We start from the raw sequence: 16,086 nt of genomic DNA, 5'->3' as shown, positions 1-16,086 counted from the left end.
TTTTATGTAACGGCTCATTAAGTGAGACTTTAAGGGGCTTTTCTTCATCCCCAATGATTATTAGTCTTCACCAATCTGACTTTAAACGAGCAGCTGTTCTGCATACTGTCTGCTAATTTTCAAAACTGATGTCCACCTTCCTTTCATCCTGATTCTTATGGATATTTACCTAATATTTCTATAAAATATAAATAAGTATATTAACTATCACGCAGTAAGGAGTGAGATCGTTGAATATCAAAAAACAATTGCTGGGCACCGCTCTCGGCTATTTGCTTGCACTATTAATTGCATACATCTTTTTCGATTATTTTTCTTGGTCGTTTACTCTAGGTTCTTTTGGAGGTATTTGTTTATTTGCTCTAATATTAAAATTCATGAAAAGCAGATAAATTTCCTACTCATAATGTATTTAATAATTTTTTTAACTTGTTTGCACTCATAATTTCATGTGTAATGAACTGACCATTGTAAAACAGTCCAAAGGTAGTCCATATGATAGGTGCATTCTTCGCTTCATCTTTCGTCATTAGTTGACATGCATGAAAAAGAATGCCCCTTTTCGCTGCTATATTTTATCAATTATGCCACGGTATAATTGCGTTCGGAACCGGCTTTATGCTTAGGCTTGCAGATGTTTTTTGCGCGAAAGCGTAGCGGCAGCAACGTGTTTTTCTTTTACCGCTCCCTCATATTGCTTCCCACCATGAGCGCAACATATATGTTCCTGTTCAATATTGTTCCTTGTTCCTAGTAATTTGAATATAATCCACTTTACCATCAGCCTCTTTACTGACCAATTTGGTACCACTATTTTATTATATCGGATGTAGAAAATGTATAGCAATTCCTTTTCTTTTTCATTAACTATCACCTAGATTTCACAGCAAAAAAGTGAACACTTGAAAACTATACAGATATCAAATCCTTGATATTCTGTTAAATTTAGCACTTTAATTCCGTATGTAGAGATTAACCTTAGCGCCTCTACACATAATATAGTCATGAATTCTTCTCTTGCTTAATTAGCTTAAGTCTTAATCCCAAGTCCATGCCCTGTTCACTCTGTTTTTTTGTGGTATGAATTTTTGTTAAAGTTGTTTATACATTTTCCCTTAAGCAACTTTTTTTCACACTAGTTATTTAATGGGAATTGGGAAAAAACGTTGCTATAGACCCACTCAAAGTTTACTTGGTATCATAGGTTTATATTTATCAGGAGGTAATTTGAAGTGAATTCATCAAAAATTGCATTTTTATCAGTTTTAAGTAATTCTACTGTTGTCATATTAAAAATTATCGTTGGATTGTTCACTGGATCAGTAGCAATTTTGTCGGAGGCAATCCATTCTTTGTTAGACTTACTCGCCTCTTTTATTGCCTTTCTCTCCGTACGAATTTCCAGTAAACCAGCTGATAAAGAGCACCCCTATGGACATGGAAAGGTTGAAAATATTTCAGGAACAATTGAAACAATTTTAATTTTTGTTGCTGGGATTTGGATTATTTATGAATGTATTAATAAAATTATCACTCCCACACCAGTCAAACTTCCAGTTTTAGGAATACTGGTCATGTTATTTGGCGCCTTGATTAATTTTGTTGTATCAAGGATTGTTTATAGAACTGCAAAAAATATTAACTCTGTTGCCATGAAATCAAATGCACTGCATCTACTTACAGATGTCTATACATCATTGGGTGTTGCCTTGAGTTTATTGATTGTCCATTTAACAGGCTGGTATATTTTAGATCCAATAATCGGTATTATATTAGCATGTTATATTATGATGGAAGCTTTCAAACTGATGAAAGAAACATTTCCTCCATTAATGGATGCACGATTATCAAAAGAAGAGGAAGAACAAATTATTGAAATTATTGAAGCATTTAAAGATGAATACATTGAGTTTCACGATTTCCGAACTAGACGCTCTGGTGCGGAAGAATACATCGATTTCCATTTAGTCGTAGCATCAAATGAAAGCATTGAAACCGTTCATAATTTATGTGATCGTATTGAAGAAAAGATTAATAACCTTTTTCATCAAGCCCATATTCTTATTCACTTAGAACCAGAGAATGAGAAAATAAATGAATGATTTGCAAAATGACCAGGTCTTTATTTTTTAAAGTACCTGGTCATTTGTATAATTGCAAAATATAGTTAAATTTAATAATTAAAACGAAATATCCCATTATAAAAGAGGAGGAAAAAATATATGCAATACAAAATCTCACAAGAGCAAAATGAACGTAAAAGGTCTTTTATTAATAATAAGCTTTACGAATACAATTTGAAACATTTCCCAAAAGATTTAAGAGGCAGATATCAAGAAATCAACCTCTTCCTTACAGATGAAAATGATCAAATCCGTGGTGGCATATTGGGGGAAATTTGTTGGAATTGGTTAGAGATACATACACTTATGATCGATGAGGATATTCGTGGATTAGGCCATGGATCTAAATTGTTATTAGAAATCGAACAAATTGCTTTAAATAACAAATGTGACTTCATAAAGGTCGATACTTTAAGTTTTCAGGCTTTAGATTTTTATCAAAACCACGGATATCAAATCTACGGTACATTGGACAATGTCGGCAGGGATCATCAGCACTATTATTTAAAAAAGGATCTTTCATAGGATTACAAAATTTCCTTGTAACTCTTGAATGTAGAATATGTTTATAAGCACGAAAATTAATGAAAAATTCTTTATATAAAATATCAAAAAGTTGTAATTGTAATCACTTAATTTTTATTATTTTTTACAATTACAACTAATTTTCAAGTACTAAATATTCGATTATCATCAATTAAGTTTCTAATAATTGTACTGCATATATATGATGAATTTTATTAAAAATAAATGACTCCTTCTCCTTCATAAAACTATTTTTTTCAGCCACACGAATTGATGATCCATTTTCAGGGTCAATAATACTTATTAATTTTTCTTGTCCTAACTGTGAAAATCCATATTCCACACAACCTTTAGCTGCCTCAGTTGCATAACCTTGAGACCAATATTTTTTATGAATATGGTAGCCCACTTCCACTTCAGCTTTTCCATCAACTATTTGTTTAACGAGGCCACAATCTCCAATTAATTCATTCGATTCTTTTAAACATACAGCCCATAAACCATAACCATCTTCTTGATATCTTTTTTTATTTTTTTCAATCCAATTTTTAGTTTGTTCTAAACTAAATGGTGATGGATAATATTTCATTGTTTCAGCATCTGAAAAAATTGAATAAAGGACAGAAATATCATCATCGTTTAGTTCTCGTAATTCTAACCTTTCTGTTTCCATAATTATCAATATTGTTCCCTCCTTCAAAATGTGAATGGCTTTTCCTTATTTTAAGTTTAGAAGAATTCGCTCCAGACTTGCAAAGAAATATAAATTTCTTCTAATTTGTATGTGCAATTAACAATATTTTTTTAGGTTTATGTAAGGATTACGTAAAAAGGATGTAATTTCAAAAATCTATGCTAATATATAGGAGTTTAAAATAAAACGATCAATACTATATAGGCGAGGTGTAGGTTTTTTATGTATTTTGGGATTATTCCACTTATCCTATTTTTTATTTTTCTGTATTCTTACGTGAAAGATCCCAGAAAGATAGTAAATGGCTTTTTATTTAATATTTTTTTCTGTTCATTTCTTTTATTTTGTACGATTGTTTCTTTAGCATCTGAAAACAATACTATAAAGCTTTTAGTTATTATTCCTTTAATAGCACTTTTCTTTATTATACCATTTGGAATTGTAGCTTTAATGTTCGGCCTATTTCTTAATGCAAGAATTTTAATGGAAAGAGAGGGAAGACGCCTAGCAAATTCCTTAACTTTAATTGTAGCTATTATTATTTTATTATTTATTGTCATGCCTATTATTAGTCCATCCAGTTTGTTATCTAATATATTTCAGCCTGTTTTTGGTGGAATTTCGCTTATAATGTTTTATTTCTTGATTCATTTATCAAACTTTCTATCTGCATATTTCCTCTATCAGTTTAATAAACCAAAGTATAACCAAGATTTTATCATCGTACTAGGCAGTGGTTTAATTAACGATAAAGTACCACCACTTCTTGCAAGTAGAATTAATAAAGCTATTGATTTTTATCAGAAACAAGCAGCAGTTACCGCACCACCAACAATTATTTTCTCTGGCGGACAAGGTCCCGATGAAAATCTGCCTGAAGCGGAAGCGATGCAAAAATACGCTGTTGAAAAAGGCATTCCTATTGAGCATACTGTGCAAGAAAATCGTTCTGTAAATACAGATCAAAATCTGTTATTTTCGAAACGAATTATGGATTCTTTAAAACCAGATGGTACACACAACAGCATCTTTACAACAAATAATTTCCATCTTTTCCGTGCTGGTCTATACGCTAGACAAGCTGGCCTGAATAGCCAAGGTATCGGCTCAAAAACAGCATTTTATTATTGGCCCAACGCAATGGTTCGTGAATATGTTGCAATTGTTGTAATGGGGCGAAAAAGACATATGAAAGTTGTTGGGACAATCCTCGGAATTTCTCTACTCCTTTCTTTATTTGGCTTATTATTCTTATAGTTAGATGAAAAAAATAATCAATAAAAGGGTACTGATTCATAAATCTAGTACCCTTTTATTAGTTGTTGACAATAAACATTTTTCCCCTGTAGCCACAAACGGGACATGAACAATACTTTCGTACATAGCACCTACTTTAAATGCGAAGACAAGCTTAATTTAGATAATTTAAAACGGCTTCGACAAATCAGACGGACAAAATGAGTTGTTTTCGTTTAACTTTCAGCATATTTATAAATAAATTTCTCATAAAAACAGACATTGAAAAGTTGAATAGTGGTGTTTAACCAAATTTATTGAGGGAGTGACAGTGAATGCACCTACAAAGAAAATCGTCTTGGTTACTTGCATTATTAACTCTAGTAGCGGTTATTTCAGTGTTTTATTTGATGGATTCACCAAAACAATCAAAAGAGGATAAGGATATCACCTTGTCTGTAGATGCAGATCAAAAAGCTGCAATACAGGCTGTTACTAAGGCAGTATCTTCTAGCCCTTTATTTGAAGAAACACGCCTACAAGTTAATAACGAAAGAAACCAACTTCGCCAAAAGTTAACACAAAAAATAACGTCAGATGAGTATTTTGTTGACGAACAAAATACGGCGTCTATTGAAATTGATACTCTCAATAAAGAAGAATCTACAGAGGCAATACTTGAGATGCAAATTAAATCATTAGGCTTTCCCGATGCTTTAGTACGAATAGAAGGTGAAGACGTTTCTGTAACGGTAGTGGCAAATGAATTATCCAAATCTCGAGCAAATGAAATTATCTATCTGGTAAAAAAAGAATGCGAGGATGCAAATGTGCAAGTAAAATTCGGTGTAAATAATTATTAAAAAATAGAAAAAAGGGGTCTTCATTTTATTTACGAAAAACAGCGTTACGGAGGATTTTTTTATAGTGGACATACCGATTTCTAAGACGCTGCAGCCCCCTCCCTCTTAAACAATGATAATTCGATTTTATCAAGCTTCATTTTCTTCATTTGGTGAGGAAATGATGGGGAATTTATACAGACAGACTCCATCGTGTGGACTTTTGGGATTTAATTAAACTCAATTTAGGTTCATTTTCATCAAAATTCGCGACTCGTTTGTCTCAAATCCATTCTTTTTGAAAAATAATTCTGGTTTACCTTTACCTCTCTCTGTTGATAAATAAACTGCCTCAACTTTCTCCTTTATAAGGATATCCTCTAAATGTTTTAGTAAATTTGAGCCAACCCCGTTTTGTTGAATATTATTTAATACGCAGATTTCATTTATGTAAAAGCTCTTACTGTCTGCCCATTGCTCTTCATTTCCAACTAAAAATCCATTCATTTGACCATCAGAATGAAAATAACCGATTCCTATGTATCCTGGAGTCATACTTATGTCTAACAATCGTTTATAAGATGTTTGTAAACTCCATGGTTCATTCCAAGGAGCAGCATTAAAAACACTTGTAAAAACCTTTGATGCTTGCTCTATATCCTCAGGTGTTAACGTACGAATTGTATTTTGCATTTTTATATCTTCTCCAATTTATTAGATGTATATAATGTAACTTTTTCAATTCCAGTTTCCTCTTTTATTTCCCTTAAAGCCGCTTCCCAAGCGCTTTCGTCTTTTTCAATCCCACCTCCAATGTAACACCATGCATCACGTAACACCGCAGTAGCTCTTTTTAAGAGTAAAACTTTATATTCATTTTCTATTCTTTTTAATAAAACTGTTGCAACTCCTGTACATCTTATTGGAATTTCACTCAATTAAAACACCCCTGTGTCACTACTGAAATTAAATAAAATATTTAATCTAATAGCTAGTTTAAGCTTGAATTTTTCCGTTTACATTGTAAAAATAGATTCTTTCCTATCTACGCACCATATAGCCACTTTTATTTGCCCCTTCCCCGAGGGACTTTTTCTGCAAACTCCCTATTTGAATGCGATAAAGTACCAATACAGAAAAGCTTTAAAATTTAATTTTATTTAGTAATAATTTGATTTCGCCGAGCTTTATTTTCTACATACAGCTGGGTGATAGAGAATATAAACAAACAGATCCTATCATTTGAAGTGGTCTTTTTATAGAGATTACAAATAATTTCTTCTTCAACAATTAAAAAATTCCAAAATGTCATTTACTAGTTCTTCTTGATCTTTACCTAATGTCATTAAATGCTTGGATTCTTTATAACCTTTAATCTTTTTTACATATGAATTGACATTATTATAAATAACATTAGCGCTATATGAGTACAATTTATCGTCTTGTTCACCATAAAAAATTGCAATTGGAACTGATACTTTATCAAGATTTTGAATGGTAGACTTAATGAATTGTTGAAATACAATTAATGTATCTAAGGACATTTGATTAAACGTATCAATTTCTTGAGAAATTTGAAATGTAGACTTCCCCTCTACTTTTTTGTAATTGTATGCGTAATTAATAATTCTTTTTTTGAGTCGTTCTGGCTCCCTATCGATTGGTACTGATAATACAATTGCTCGCTCTATTTTTTCTACCTCTGCAAGTTTCAATGTAAATATCCCGCCTATAGACAAACCTATAACAGAAATTTTTTGGAACCCCTCGCTAATTAAAAATTGATATGAATTCACAACATCATGCCACCAGTCATTTACGTTATATTGTAGTAACTGTTCTGGAGCACACCCATGTCCTCGGTAAAGTGGTGCATAGCAGGTGTAACCTTTTTTATGAATTTCAATAGCAACCTTCTTCATATCTCTAGTATGACTTGTAAACGAATGTAAAAGTAATACAGCGTGATTATCACCTTTTAGGTAAATTTCTTTAGCAGGAAGTATCTTTATCATAAAACCAAAACCTTTCTTCATAAAGACTAATTCTCAGTATAAAGATACTTTACCAAAGTAGCCAATTATCCAATGTACCCGATCTATTATTTATAGATTGTGGAAGACCATCACGCTAATCTCATTATGCCTGTTGTAAAATGGCACAAAACGCTCTTAATGTATGGAACTAGCTAATGAAAATCCTATAAGGGGTTTTTAATGTCTGTGTATTTCGCTCATTCAGCAAGTTTCGCGTGCTACTGGATAAAGTGGAATTTTTACAAATGAATATACTATACCCACTCCTATATTAGCAGCTTGGGTGCTGCGATTTCAGATAATATAGACAAGAAATTTAACTTCTTTCAGCAGAAGCTAAAAATAAGCTACAGTATTTTAATTCACTACAGTATTTATTTTTAATATATTTCACAGGCTATTCACTATACAAAATAACTTTTACTTCATAGTAATAGTAATGTAAAGCAATTATCCTCCTTTTGTATTAAGGGTCACTCCAATCCCAAGTGACCTTTTTTATTGTCTTATCCCACAAAAATATAACTGGATTGATTAATTTTTTATGCTATTGTTGGATGGATGAATATCCCACTTCTTCTCTACAACTAACATATTATATATTGTAGAAAGGAGGGATTTTTATGGGATACTATGGAAATGTAGGTAACTTTAATAATTCTTATTCCTGTGGCTGTGGCGGTGGCTATAATCGTGGCACTGGTTCAACGTTCGCTCTAATTGTTGTCCTATTTATTCTTTTGATTATAATTGGCGCTACTTTCCTAAATAGAGAAGATTGTTAATTTTTCAATGCTAATCTACCTGCCCTTTGCCACCTTATGACAAAGGGTCGCTCCTAGCCTGGTGACCCTTTAATCGTTCTTTTTCCAAAATGTTCAGCAGATTCACTTGATGGTACGAAGATATAAAACAGATAACTACTATTGATCTGATCCAAAAAAGTTAGACATATTTAGTTAAGCGACTTCTAAGGCCTGAGTTCGGTATTCCACCGGGCTTAGGTCTTTTAATTTTGCCTTCATTCGTTTGTGATTGTAATAGTGAATATAGTCCTTGAGTTCCTGTTCAAAATGCTCCATGGATTTAAATTCTTGTAGGTACAGGAGTTTAGATTTTAATAAGCCAAAGAATTTTCGATGACTGCGTTGTCCAAATAATTTCCCTTACGAGACATACTCTACGTGATCCCATGTTGTTTTAATGTTCGTTGATACTTTTTCATTTGATAGTGCCAACCTTGGTCCGAATGAAGGATGACTTGATCACCTGATTGAAGGTGCTCTAAGGTCTGTTCGTGCAGGGTCTTTTTCATACACGGATATTCAAGGATCGGATCATGGGTAATAATAAATTACTGAATCATGAAAATCATTAAAATACATGAAAAAGGACACTTCCTTTACTTAGGAAAAGCGTCCTATAATTGAATAACGATCAACTTCTATTATCTGTTAGTTAATAACATTGACAAAATGAGCATTGAACTCTTGGAACACCCCCTTTGAGAGATTTTTAGAGATAGTACTTTACTATCAATAGTCTTATTAGATTTTGCTAGCGTGAATTAAATTTGTTTTTCGAACCTTTTAAAAGCCTCAGACATTTTGTTAATAATCTCTTCAACCTGTTGGCTTGTAATAATAAGCGGTGGAGCAAGAGCAACCGTATTTGTTCCCTTCCAATCGAAGTAACGCAATTGCAGCCCTAAGTCCATGCATATCTCTGTATACAGAGCTGCGGCGTGTACCGACGGATCAAATGAGATGCCGTTTTCAGGATCTTTAACTAGCTCAATACCAGCAAGTAGACCAAGACCTCTTACATTCGTTATATGTTTATAATTGCTTTCGAGATACTTAAGTCCTTTTAATAATTCTTCACCGCGAAGTCTACTATTCTCAACAATTTGATCTCTTTCTATTATCTCAAGTGTCTTCAGGCCAACCGCGCAAGCCATTGGGTGTCCACTATATGTGAATCCATGGAACATCATTTCATCTGATTGAATAAATGCTTCTCTTACATGCTCTCTCATAATTACGGCACCCAGATGGGCGTAGCCACTTGAGATTCCTTTTGCAACACACAGAATATCTGGAACAATGTTCCAATTATCAACACCAAAGGTCTTTCCGGTTCTTCCAAACCCACAAATCACCTCATCTGCAATAAGCAAAATGTTGTGTTCGTCGCAAAGTTTGCGAACAGCTTGAAGGTATCCGTCAGGAGGGAACCTTACCCCGCCTGCGCCTTGGATTGGCTCCAGAATGACAGCGGCTATGGTGTCGAATCCTTCTGATTCAATTATCCCACGAATAGAACGCGAGTAATTTGGATCACTTTTGTCACCAAGTTCTGCATTCAAAACATGCGCTGCAGCTGTAAGGAAGTTCGGAGCATTGGAAGTCGTAAATTTGTTGAATCCCTCGATTCCGGTAGCACTTGTGGCTCCTACTGTAACCCCATGGAATGATTGTTCAAGAGAAATAATTTTAGTTTTCTCTGGCTGACCTTTTACTTTCCAATAAAAGCGGGCTAGTTTAAATGCAGTATCATTAGATTCCGAGCCTCCCGATGTGAAGAAGCAAACATTCAAATCACCAGGTGCTAATGAGGCCACTTTCTGTGCTAAAAGGATAGCAGGCTCATTGGATTGTCCGCTGAATGAAGAACTGTAAGAAAGTTTTAACATCTGCTGTTTTGCTACCTCAGCAAGCTCTTCATTCCCATAGCCAAGGTTAACATTCCAAAGCATCGAAACCCCATCAATACGCTCTTTCCCCTCTATGTCTTTCAGATAAATTCCTTTGCCTTCTGTAAAGATTGTTGAAGGCCCTGATAAATAATGAGCTCTTGGTGGTGTGGTTGGATGCAAATAATGTTTTTTATCAAGTTCTGATAATTCTAATTTGCTTAAGTTATTCCGCTTTGTAACGTATTGCATATTTTATTCCTCCTTTAATAGACAAATATTATTAAGCATTGTTAGTTAACTAATATTCTGCCCTTCTATATCTGTTAAGAGTTTCTTGGATTCTTTTGAATACATGGATCGAATCGCTAAATAACAAACACCAATTCCCATCCAGGTAAATCCAACTATTTTTCCGGTTGTTGAAAGCCCCCACAAAATATAAAGACAAATAAACATTCCAATTAATGGAATAATTAAATATTTAACGATATTTTTTTGCTTATTTTTTAAATAGTAATGACTAATAACACAAATATTCACGAAAGCAAACCCTAATAATCCACCAAATGCAACTAAGTCAGATACAATTTGCAGATTCAACGATACTGCACCAATAATTCCGATTATTGACATTAATAAAATATTATTAATCGGTGTTTTATACTTTGGATGGATATAGCTAAAAAATTTTTGAGGGATGACATTGTCACGTCCCATCCCTAAGAGCAGACGACTTGAAGCTGATTGGCTAGCTAAGGCACTTGCAATTCCAGATGCGATAATCGTAAGTGTAATATAAGTCTGGAGAAACCCGCCCCCTATAGTCTCTAAAACGTTGAAGAAGGCTGTGTCGGGATTATCAATAGCTAAATAGTTTCCTACAAGAATCACTGCTAAATAAGTTACGGAAACATAAAATACCGTTTGAATGACACAGGTAAACAAAATGGCCAAACCAATTTTATTCCCCTCTACGTTCGTCTCTTCAGCCAAGGTTGTAATAGCATCAAAACCTAGGTAAGCGACAATAACAATAGCTGCCCCGCCAATAACTGCTCCTATTGAAAATGAATCACCATCATAAATTGCCTTATAGTTTATTAAAGTTAAATCACCCGTTATAATATAGTGACTTGCGCTGAAAACGAAGGCAATCACCGCGATAATCATGAGGAGCACTAAAACTGAATTCACCTTAGTTGCTATGTCAATTCCAATTATATTGACAATCGTGATTGGGATAGCGAAAATGAGAACCCAACCCCAAACCGGAATGCTTGGTACAAGGGCGTTTGCAAAACTTGCACTGATCAAAAAAGTTAGCATGGGTATCAACAGATAATCAAGGAGCATTCCCCATCCAGCTATAAATCCTATTTTAGGGTGTAGCGCTTTATGGGCGTAGGTATAGGTTGAGCCCGCTACTGGGTAAGCTTCAACCATTTTACCGAAACTGTACGCCGTAAATAACATTGCAACAAAACCAAGAACATATGAGAGGACAGAATGGCCCTGAGATACCAACGTGATAATACCAAACATTGACATCGCTGCAACTGGTGCCATAAAGCCAAGACCAAAAATAACTAAATCTCGCATCTTTAAACTTCTTTTTAGACTTTGCCCATCTGATAAAATTTGAATGTTCTCTATTGATTTTTGTATTTCTATAATCCCTACCCCCATTGGCGTTATTATAATTTTGTTATTTATACAAAGCGTTACCCTCCATACCAATTCAAAACTTTTTCATTCAAGTCAACCCAGGCATGCTTTGTCTAACTGTACATTCCATTGCCTGTACTCCTAATTCACGTCCGAAACCATTTTGTTTCATCCCTTCAAAAGATGCATGTATTTTCCCGAACTTTCCCTGCTTTTATAACACGGGCCATTCGATGGCACGCTTTAAATCATTGGTCCAAACCCCAGATGCCAACCCATAAACAGTGTCATTTGCTTTTTCCAGGGCATCCACTTCATTTCAGCCTAAAGCCTTCCTAGCAGCTTTGACTGCAAGGCCCACAACTTCCGGTCCGGCCTCGGATAATACGGCATCCACTTTCCGGTTCTGAGATTAATTGACTAAAATGTTCAGCCTGACACAGCCTCAACCCAATAAACAGTTGGTATTTCGTCATTCATCTGACTCCCCTCTTTTGTTTTGTTGATTGCCAATTTTTCCTTTGACTGTAGTAGGAAAAATAAACATTCTTTATAGTAATTACAGATTATCAGATTAAGATAATTTGATATTGTAAAAATCGGAACATTCTAAATTTTCAACCAATAATTCTTCAAATATGCGCATGCCGGGCGCACTTAAAAAAGCAATTACTTAAATAAGTAATTGCTTTCGCTATACAAACATTATTTAGCTGTTTTCAGGCAACTTTTTTGCCCAGTTAATTGATAAGGTGTCATGCATCCAAAATTCCGAAACTCATGAATCAAATGGGCTTGGTCATAATAACCATTCTCATAAATAACATCATTTAACGTAAAGTGGGTTGTCCTCAGAAGCATATTTAGTGATGATTGAAATCTTACTATTTGGCTAAATAATTTTGGGGGAATTCCAATATGGTCTTCAAATTGTTTTCTTAAATATCTAGTTGAATATCCTACTTCTTCTGCAAGTTGAGTTATGGTAATATTACCTCTTGTCGCGTATATATTATATAATGCTTGTTTTATTAGTTTTGATGATTTATCAATCTCAAAAATTTGACTTCCCAATGTTTCAATGAATATATTGACTCTCTCCATAAAACTTTCGTCGGTTACTACCCTTTCTAAGATATTCGTATTTACAGGAAACATTTCATTTAAGGAAATTTCTTTATCTGTAAGGTCTTTTATACCAAAGTTTATTTTCTTAATATCTAGGCATGGCAGAAAACGAATACCAAAGTATGTACTGTTTGGGAGAAGGTTAATCACTCTACTTTTAGTAACGCTTCCACAAATATTACCGTAATGCTGATCACAATTAATGAGAATATCGATACACCCATCCGGGATAACAGAAATTTGACTACTTACCCCTCCCATTTTAAATTGGTAAAACAGAATAGATGGTTGATTTGGTTTAATTCTAACTTTTTGTTCAGTATAGTAATCTGTCTGAAATTCAAAGTCAGGCTGAGACGGCAAGTAACTAATTATTTTCGAATTTAAAGGACTAGTCAACTTTATACCCCCTTTAACACAAATTAGTAAACGCTTACAATTCAATGCTTAATATGTGATAATTTCCTCGGATAATCGAATAACAGCTAAATCAACGGTTTACTATCAATGAAAGTTGCTGATGTTGTTGAAAGATTTCTTTCAGATTACTGTTTCATATCTTGAAGAAAAATATCTTCTTTGTGTTTAAAATAGGAGTATATTGATTGTTTTTTATTCCTACCTCTTCAACAATGTCAGTTAAAGAAGTACTCTCGTATCCTTTTTCCACAAATTGAACCAAAGTTAATTAGTAGAACTTTCATATCCACCACTTTACGAAAGTTCGTAAAATAAGTGTAAAAAAAAAAGGAAAAATAATCAATATTATTTTTAGAAAATTTCGATAATTATCCTTCTTCCCTCAGTGTTTCTAATTTTTTATTTGATGAAGATGGTTATTTCTTTATCTTTCCCATTCATAAACATTATCGGTAACCAAGTTAAAAGCCTGTATCCCTTGTCAACTCAAGTTTACAGGCTTTTCTAACAACAGGTTTATTAACGGTTTCAATGCTTTATTGAGAAATATCTTCAAATCTATTAATATCCACTTACTAGTATCGAGCTGTAAGGATTTGAATTTCGCTGCAATCCTAAAATGGATAATCTAATTTACTCGTCTGTACAGATACCCATTTCGCAACAGTAAACTCATCTACAATCCATTCATATCCAAAACGCCCAATTCCACTTTGTTTCACTCCACCAAATGGAACATTTCCTTCTAGCACTGCAGGCATATCATTTATATGTGTTGTACCAGATTCGATCTCAAGGGCTAATCTTTCCCCTCTTTCTAAGTCACTAGTTATAATGGAAGAGGATAATCCATATTCCGTGTCATTAGCAAAACGAATGGCCTCTTCATCACTTTCAGCTGGAATAATTTGTGCAACAGGACCAAAGATTTCACAAGATGCAAGACTTGAATCATTAGGTACATCAACAAATACAAATGGAGAAATAACATTCCCTGTACGGTCACCTTCTACGGCAACTTTTAATCCACTTTCCTTTGCTTTATTAACTAAATCCATAATTTTATCAGCTTGTTTTTCATTTATAACAGGTCCAATAATTGTGTTAGGGTCCTTCGGGTCTCCTACTGTTAATCCCTTTACTTTTTCTACGTATCTAGCAACAAATTCATCATAAATATCTTTATTAACAATAATTCGATTTGTAATCGCACAGATTTGGCCACTATGCAAAAATTTCCCGAAGATGGCGGCTCTCACTGCTTGTTCAACGTCGGCATCTCTTAAAACTACTAAAGGATTATTGCCTCCAAGTTCTAATGCCATTTGTTTTAATGTTCCGCCTGTTACCTTATTAATATGTTTTCCTACTGCAGTTGATCCTGTAAAACTGATAAACGAAGAATTCGTATTTAACAGGAATTCATCTCCTGATTCTTGAAGATCGGTTAAAATTGAATTAAACACTCCAGCAGGAAGTCCTGCTTCTTCGAAAGCCTTTGCAAAAATTTGTCCACCAACTATTCCAACTTGGAGATCTGGTTTATGAACAACACTGTTTCCGAGAGCAATAGCAGGGAAAATTGTTCTTGTTGCCATGTTAAATGGAAAGTTAAAAGGTGTGATGGACGTAATAACTCCTAAAGGTAATCGATATACACGGCTAACCTTTCCTGGTGTAGTAGATGCATAATTTTTGGGTGTGTATATTTCATCAACCATATTAATAGAATCTTTTATGTCACTAACCCCAAAGCCAAACTCAATATGAGCTTTAAGTAGTGTTCCACCTGTTTCTCGTGTAATTAATTCTAAAATATGCTCTTTATTTTTCTCTAAATAGTCTAATGCTTTCGTTAAAACCTCTCTTCTTTGTTCTGGAGTAGATTTAGCCCATTCCTTTTGTGCTGCTTTTGCTTTGTGATAAGCATCTTTTATTTGCTCTACATTCGCTAATTCTACAGATGTAATAGTTGACTGATCATATGGATCCTTTATTGAATAAGTTCTTTTACTACCACCCTTTACCCATTGACCTCCAATATAACTTTTGTTTATTTTACTTGCCCATTCAATGCAGTTCACATCTAAAGCCAGATTCTTTGTCATTTAAAGTCCCCTTCCTGAAATGAACATCTATACTTAACGCGATGTAACCTAAATTGTAAGCGGTATTAATTATTTTTTATTGTAAAAAGCGGAAATCAGAGCCTTCTAATTATTCAATAAAACACCAATAATGAAGATATTAGACTAAAAATCTAAAAAACTTCTTTTAGCCAAATTGAAATCTATTACCTTTAACGCAGATTGACTTTCAGCCTTCTTACTTTTTAAAACGCTTATGAATATTGTTATACTTGTAAGTACCTTCCTCACTGAATTCAATCAATTCCATAGATAATGCCAGATATCGCCTAGTAAATAGATCAGCAAAATGATCCTTGATTACTTCGAATAGTTCGTCACAAGTTTCTTTCTTATTTTCAGCCGATCTTCCCGCCCCAATTTTTAATATAGCATGAACAAATGCATCATCTTCTGCTCCATCTGCTACTCGGTAATCTTGAAGTTCAACTGCTCTTGATCGAATTCCTCCAGTCGGAAAAAGATGACTACGGCAAATCAAAACATCATTCACTTTTTTAAGCAACTTCGGAATGTCTGCTTCTTTCTTTATGTTATCGGTATACTCAACAATAAAATGCGGCATGTTTTCA

16 protein-coding genes and 1 pseudogene are annotated in these 16,086 nt (G+C 33.9%); 5 read left to right on the top strand and 12 right to left on the bottom strand.

Annotation, left to right across the window (positions count from 1 at the left end; genetic code table 11):
- Positions 1 to 401: 401 nt before the first annotated feature.
- On the bottom strand, positions 402 to 554 hold the full coding sequence (locus ACIQLB_RS06995) for a YoaP domain-containing protein (protein ID WP_400723110.1): 153 nt from the start codon (positions 552 to 554) through the stop codon (positions 402 to 404).
- 678 nt (positions 555 to 1,232) lie between these two features.
- Here ACIQLB_RS06995 and ACIQLB_RS06990 point away from each other — a divergent pair.
- A complete protein-coding gene (locus ACIQLB_RS06990) occupies positions 1,233 to 2,102 on the top strand; it encodes a cation diffusion facilitator family transporter (RefSeq protein WP_400722843.1) in 870 nt (289 codons plus the stop codon).
- A gap of 120 nt (positions 2,103 to 2,222) precedes the next feature.
- Complete coding sequence (locus ACIQLB_RS06985; RefSeq protein WP_400722840.1) at positions 2,223 to 2,648, top strand: GNAT family N-acetyltransferase; 426 nt, start codon at positions 2,223 to 2,225, stop codon at positions 2,646 to 2,648.
- Between the two features lie 172 nt (positions 2,649 to 2,820).
- Here the strand turns inward: ACIQLB_RS06985 and ACIQLB_RS06980 are convergent, their stop codons facing one another.
- On the bottom strand, positions 2,821 to 3,321 hold the full coding sequence (locus tag ACIQLB_RS06980) for a GNAT family N-acetyltransferase (protein ID WP_400723108.1): 501 nt from the start codon (positions 3,319 to 3,321) through the stop codon (positions 2,821 to 2,823).
- A 243-nt stretch (positions 3,322 to 3,564) separates the two neighbouring features.
- Between ACIQLB_RS06980 and ACIQLB_RS06975 the strand changes: the two genes are divergently transcribed.
- Together ACIQLB_RS06975 and ACIQLB_RS06970 are read left to right on the top strand one after the other, a co-directional pair.
- The gene (locus ACIQLB_RS06975; protein ID WP_400722837.1) at positions 3,565 to 4,599 is read left to right on the top strand and encodes a YdcF family protein; all 1,035 of its coding nucleotides are present in this window, start codon (positions 3,565 to 3,567) and stop codon (positions 4,597 to 4,599) included.
- Positions 4,600 to 4,913: 314 nt separating this feature from the next.
- Positions 4,914 to 5,441 carry a SpoIIIAH-like family protein gene (locus tag ACIQLB_RS06970; RefSeq protein WP_400722834.1) on the top strand — a complete coding sequence of 176 codons (528 nt, stop codon included), beginning with the start codon at positions 4,914 to 4,916 and terminating at the stop codon, positions 5,439 to 5,441.
- Positions 5,442 to 5,660: 219 nt separating this feature from the next.
- Here the strand turns inward: ACIQLB_RS06970 and ACIQLB_RS06965 are convergent, their stop codons facing one another.
- The 3 genes from ACIQLB_RS06965 to ACIQLB_RS06955 all read right to left on the bottom strand — a co-directional run bounded on the left by ACIQLB_RS06965 (position 5,661) and on the right by ACIQLB_RS06955 (position 7,435).
- The gene (locus ACIQLB_RS06965; RefSeq protein ID WP_400722831.1) at positions 5,661 to 6,113 is read right to left on the bottom strand and encodes a GNAT family N-acetyltransferase; all 453 of its coding nucleotides are present in this window, start codon (positions 6,111 to 6,113) and stop codon (positions 5,661 to 5,663) included.
- A gap of 2 nt (positions 6,114 to 6,115) precedes the next feature.
- Complete coding sequence (locus tag ACIQLB_RS06960) at positions 6,116 to 6,358, bottom strand: NUDIX domain-containing protein (RefSeq protein ID WP_400722828.1); 243 nt, start codon at positions 6,356 to 6,358, stop codon at positions 6,116 to 6,118.
- A 345-nt stretch (positions 6,359 to 6,703) separates the two neighbouring features.
- Positions 6,704 to 7,435, bottom strand: a complete 732-nt coding sequence (locus ACIQLB_RS06955) for an alpha/beta hydrolase (protein WP_400722825.1) — start codon at positions 7,433 to 7,435, stop codon at positions 6,704 to 6,706.
- 644 nt (positions 7,436 to 8,079) lie between these two features.
- On the opposite strand from ACIQLB_RS06955, the gene ACIQLB_RS06950 reads away from it, so the two are divergent.
- Positions 8,080 to 8,241 (top strand): YjcZ family sporulation protein, encoded by a 162-nt coding sequence (locus tag ACIQLB_RS06950; protein ID WP_400722822.1) that lies wholly within the window; start codon positions 8,080 to 8,082, stop codon positions 8,239 to 8,241.
- 174 nt (positions 8,242 to 8,415) lie between these two features.
- On the opposite strand, the pseudogene ACIQLB_RS06945 reads toward ACIQLB_RS06950, so the two are convergent.
- The 7 genes and pseudogenes from ACIQLB_RS06945 to ACIQLB_RS06915 form a co-directional block, all read right to left on the bottom strand.
- Positions 8,416 to 8,723: pseudogene (locus ACIQLB_RS06945) on the bottom strand (IS3 family transposase); the annotation flags it as partial.
- A 300-nt stretch (positions 8,724 to 9,023) separates the two neighbouring features.
- A complete protein-coding gene (locus tag ACIQLB_RS06940) occupies positions 9,024 to 10,403 on the bottom strand; it encodes an aminotransferase family protein (protein ID WP_400722820.1) in 1,380 nt (459 codons plus the stop codon).
- Between the two features lie 45 nt (positions 10,404 to 10,448).
- Positions 10,449 to 11,753 carry an APC family permease gene (locus ACIQLB_RS06935; RefSeq protein WP_400722817.1) on the bottom strand — a complete coding sequence of 435 codons (1,305 nt, stop codon included), beginning with the start codon at positions 11,751 to 11,753 and terminating at the stop codon, positions 10,449 to 10,451.
- Positions 11,754 to 12,033: 280 nt separating this feature from the next.
- The gene (locus ACIQLB_RS06930) at positions 12,034 to 12,132 is read right to left on the bottom strand and encodes an aldehyde dehydrogenase family protein (RefSeq protein ID WP_400722814.1); all 99 of its coding nucleotides are present in this window, start codon (positions 12,130 to 12,132) and stop codon (positions 12,034 to 12,036) included.
- Positions 12,133 to 12,524: 392 nt separating this feature from the next.
- Positions 12,525 to 13,346 carry a helix-turn-helix domain-containing protein gene (locus tag ACIQLB_RS06925; protein ID WP_400722812.1) on the bottom strand — a complete coding sequence of 274 codons (822 nt, stop codon included), beginning with the start codon at positions 13,344 to 13,346 and terminating at the stop codon, positions 12,525 to 12,527.
- Between the two features lie 635 nt (positions 13,347 to 13,981).
- Positions 13,982 to 15,475, bottom strand: coding sequence for an aldehyde dehydrogenase family protein (locus tag ACIQLB_RS06920; RefSeq protein WP_400722809.1), 1,494 nt, complete (start codon positions 15,473 to 15,475; stop codon positions 13,982 to 13,984).
- A 217-nt stretch (positions 15,476 to 15,692) separates the two neighbouring features.
- Positions 15,693 to 16,079, bottom strand: a complete 387-nt coding sequence (locus ACIQLB_RS06915) for a 5-carboxymethyl-2-hydroxymuconate Delta-isomerase (protein WP_400722806.1) — start codon at positions 16,077 to 16,079, stop codon at positions 15,693 to 15,695.
- Between the last annotated feature and the right edge of the window lie 7 nt (positions 16,080 to 16,086).

The organism is Lysinibacillus sp. NPDC092081 (assembly GCF_044755845.1).
Lineage (GTDB): Bacteria > Bacillota > Bacilli > Bacillales_A > Planococcaceae > Lysinibacillus.
This window is presented reverse-complemented; position numbering and strand designations above follow the sequence as displayed.

Coding starts and splice junctions, on each gene's coding strand:
- ACIQLB_RS06985 (WP_400722840.1), top strand. CDS start 2,223: ATGCAATACAAAATCTCACAAGAGCAAAATGAACGTAAAAGGTCTTTT.
- ACIQLB_RS06980 (WP_400723108.1), bottom strand. CDS start 3,321: ATGGAAACAGAAAGGTTAGAATTACGAGAACTAAACGATGATGATATT.
- ACIQLB_RS06975 (WP_400722837.1), top strand. CDS start 3,565: ATGTATTTTGGGATTATTCCACTTATCCTATTTTTTATTTTTCTGTAT.
- ACIQLB_RS06970 (WP_400722834.1), top strand. CDS start 4,914: ATGCACCTACAAAGAAAATCGTCTTGGTTACTTGCATTATTAACTCTA.
- ACIQLB_RS06965 (WP_400722831.1), bottom strand. CDS start 6,113: ATGCAAAATACAATTCGTACGTTAACACCTGAGGATATAGAGCAAGCA.
- ACIQLB_RS06955 (WP_400722825.1), bottom strand. CDS start 7,435: ATGATAAAGATACTTCCTGCTAAAGAAATTTACCTAAAAGGTGATAAT.
- ACIQLB_RS06950 (WP_400722822.1), top strand. CDS start 8,080: ATGGGATACTATGGAAATGTAGGTAACTTTAATAATTCTTATTCCTGT.
- ACIQLB_RS06940 (WP_400722820.1), bottom strand. CDS start 10,403: ATGCAATACGTTACAAAGCGGAATAACTTAAGCAAATTAGAATTATCA.
- ACIQLB_RS06935 (WP_400722817.1), bottom strand. CDS start 11,753: ATGCGAGATTTAGTTATTTTTGGTCTTGGCTTTATGGCACCAGTTGCA.
- ACIQLB_RS06920 (WP_400722809.1), bottom strand. CDS start 15,475: ATGACAAAGAATCTGGCTTTAGATGTGAACTGCATTGAATGGGCAAGT.
- ACIQLB_RS06915 (WP_400722806.1), bottom strand. CDS start 16,079: ATGCCGCATTTTATTGTTGAGTATACCGATAACATAAAGAAAGAAGCA.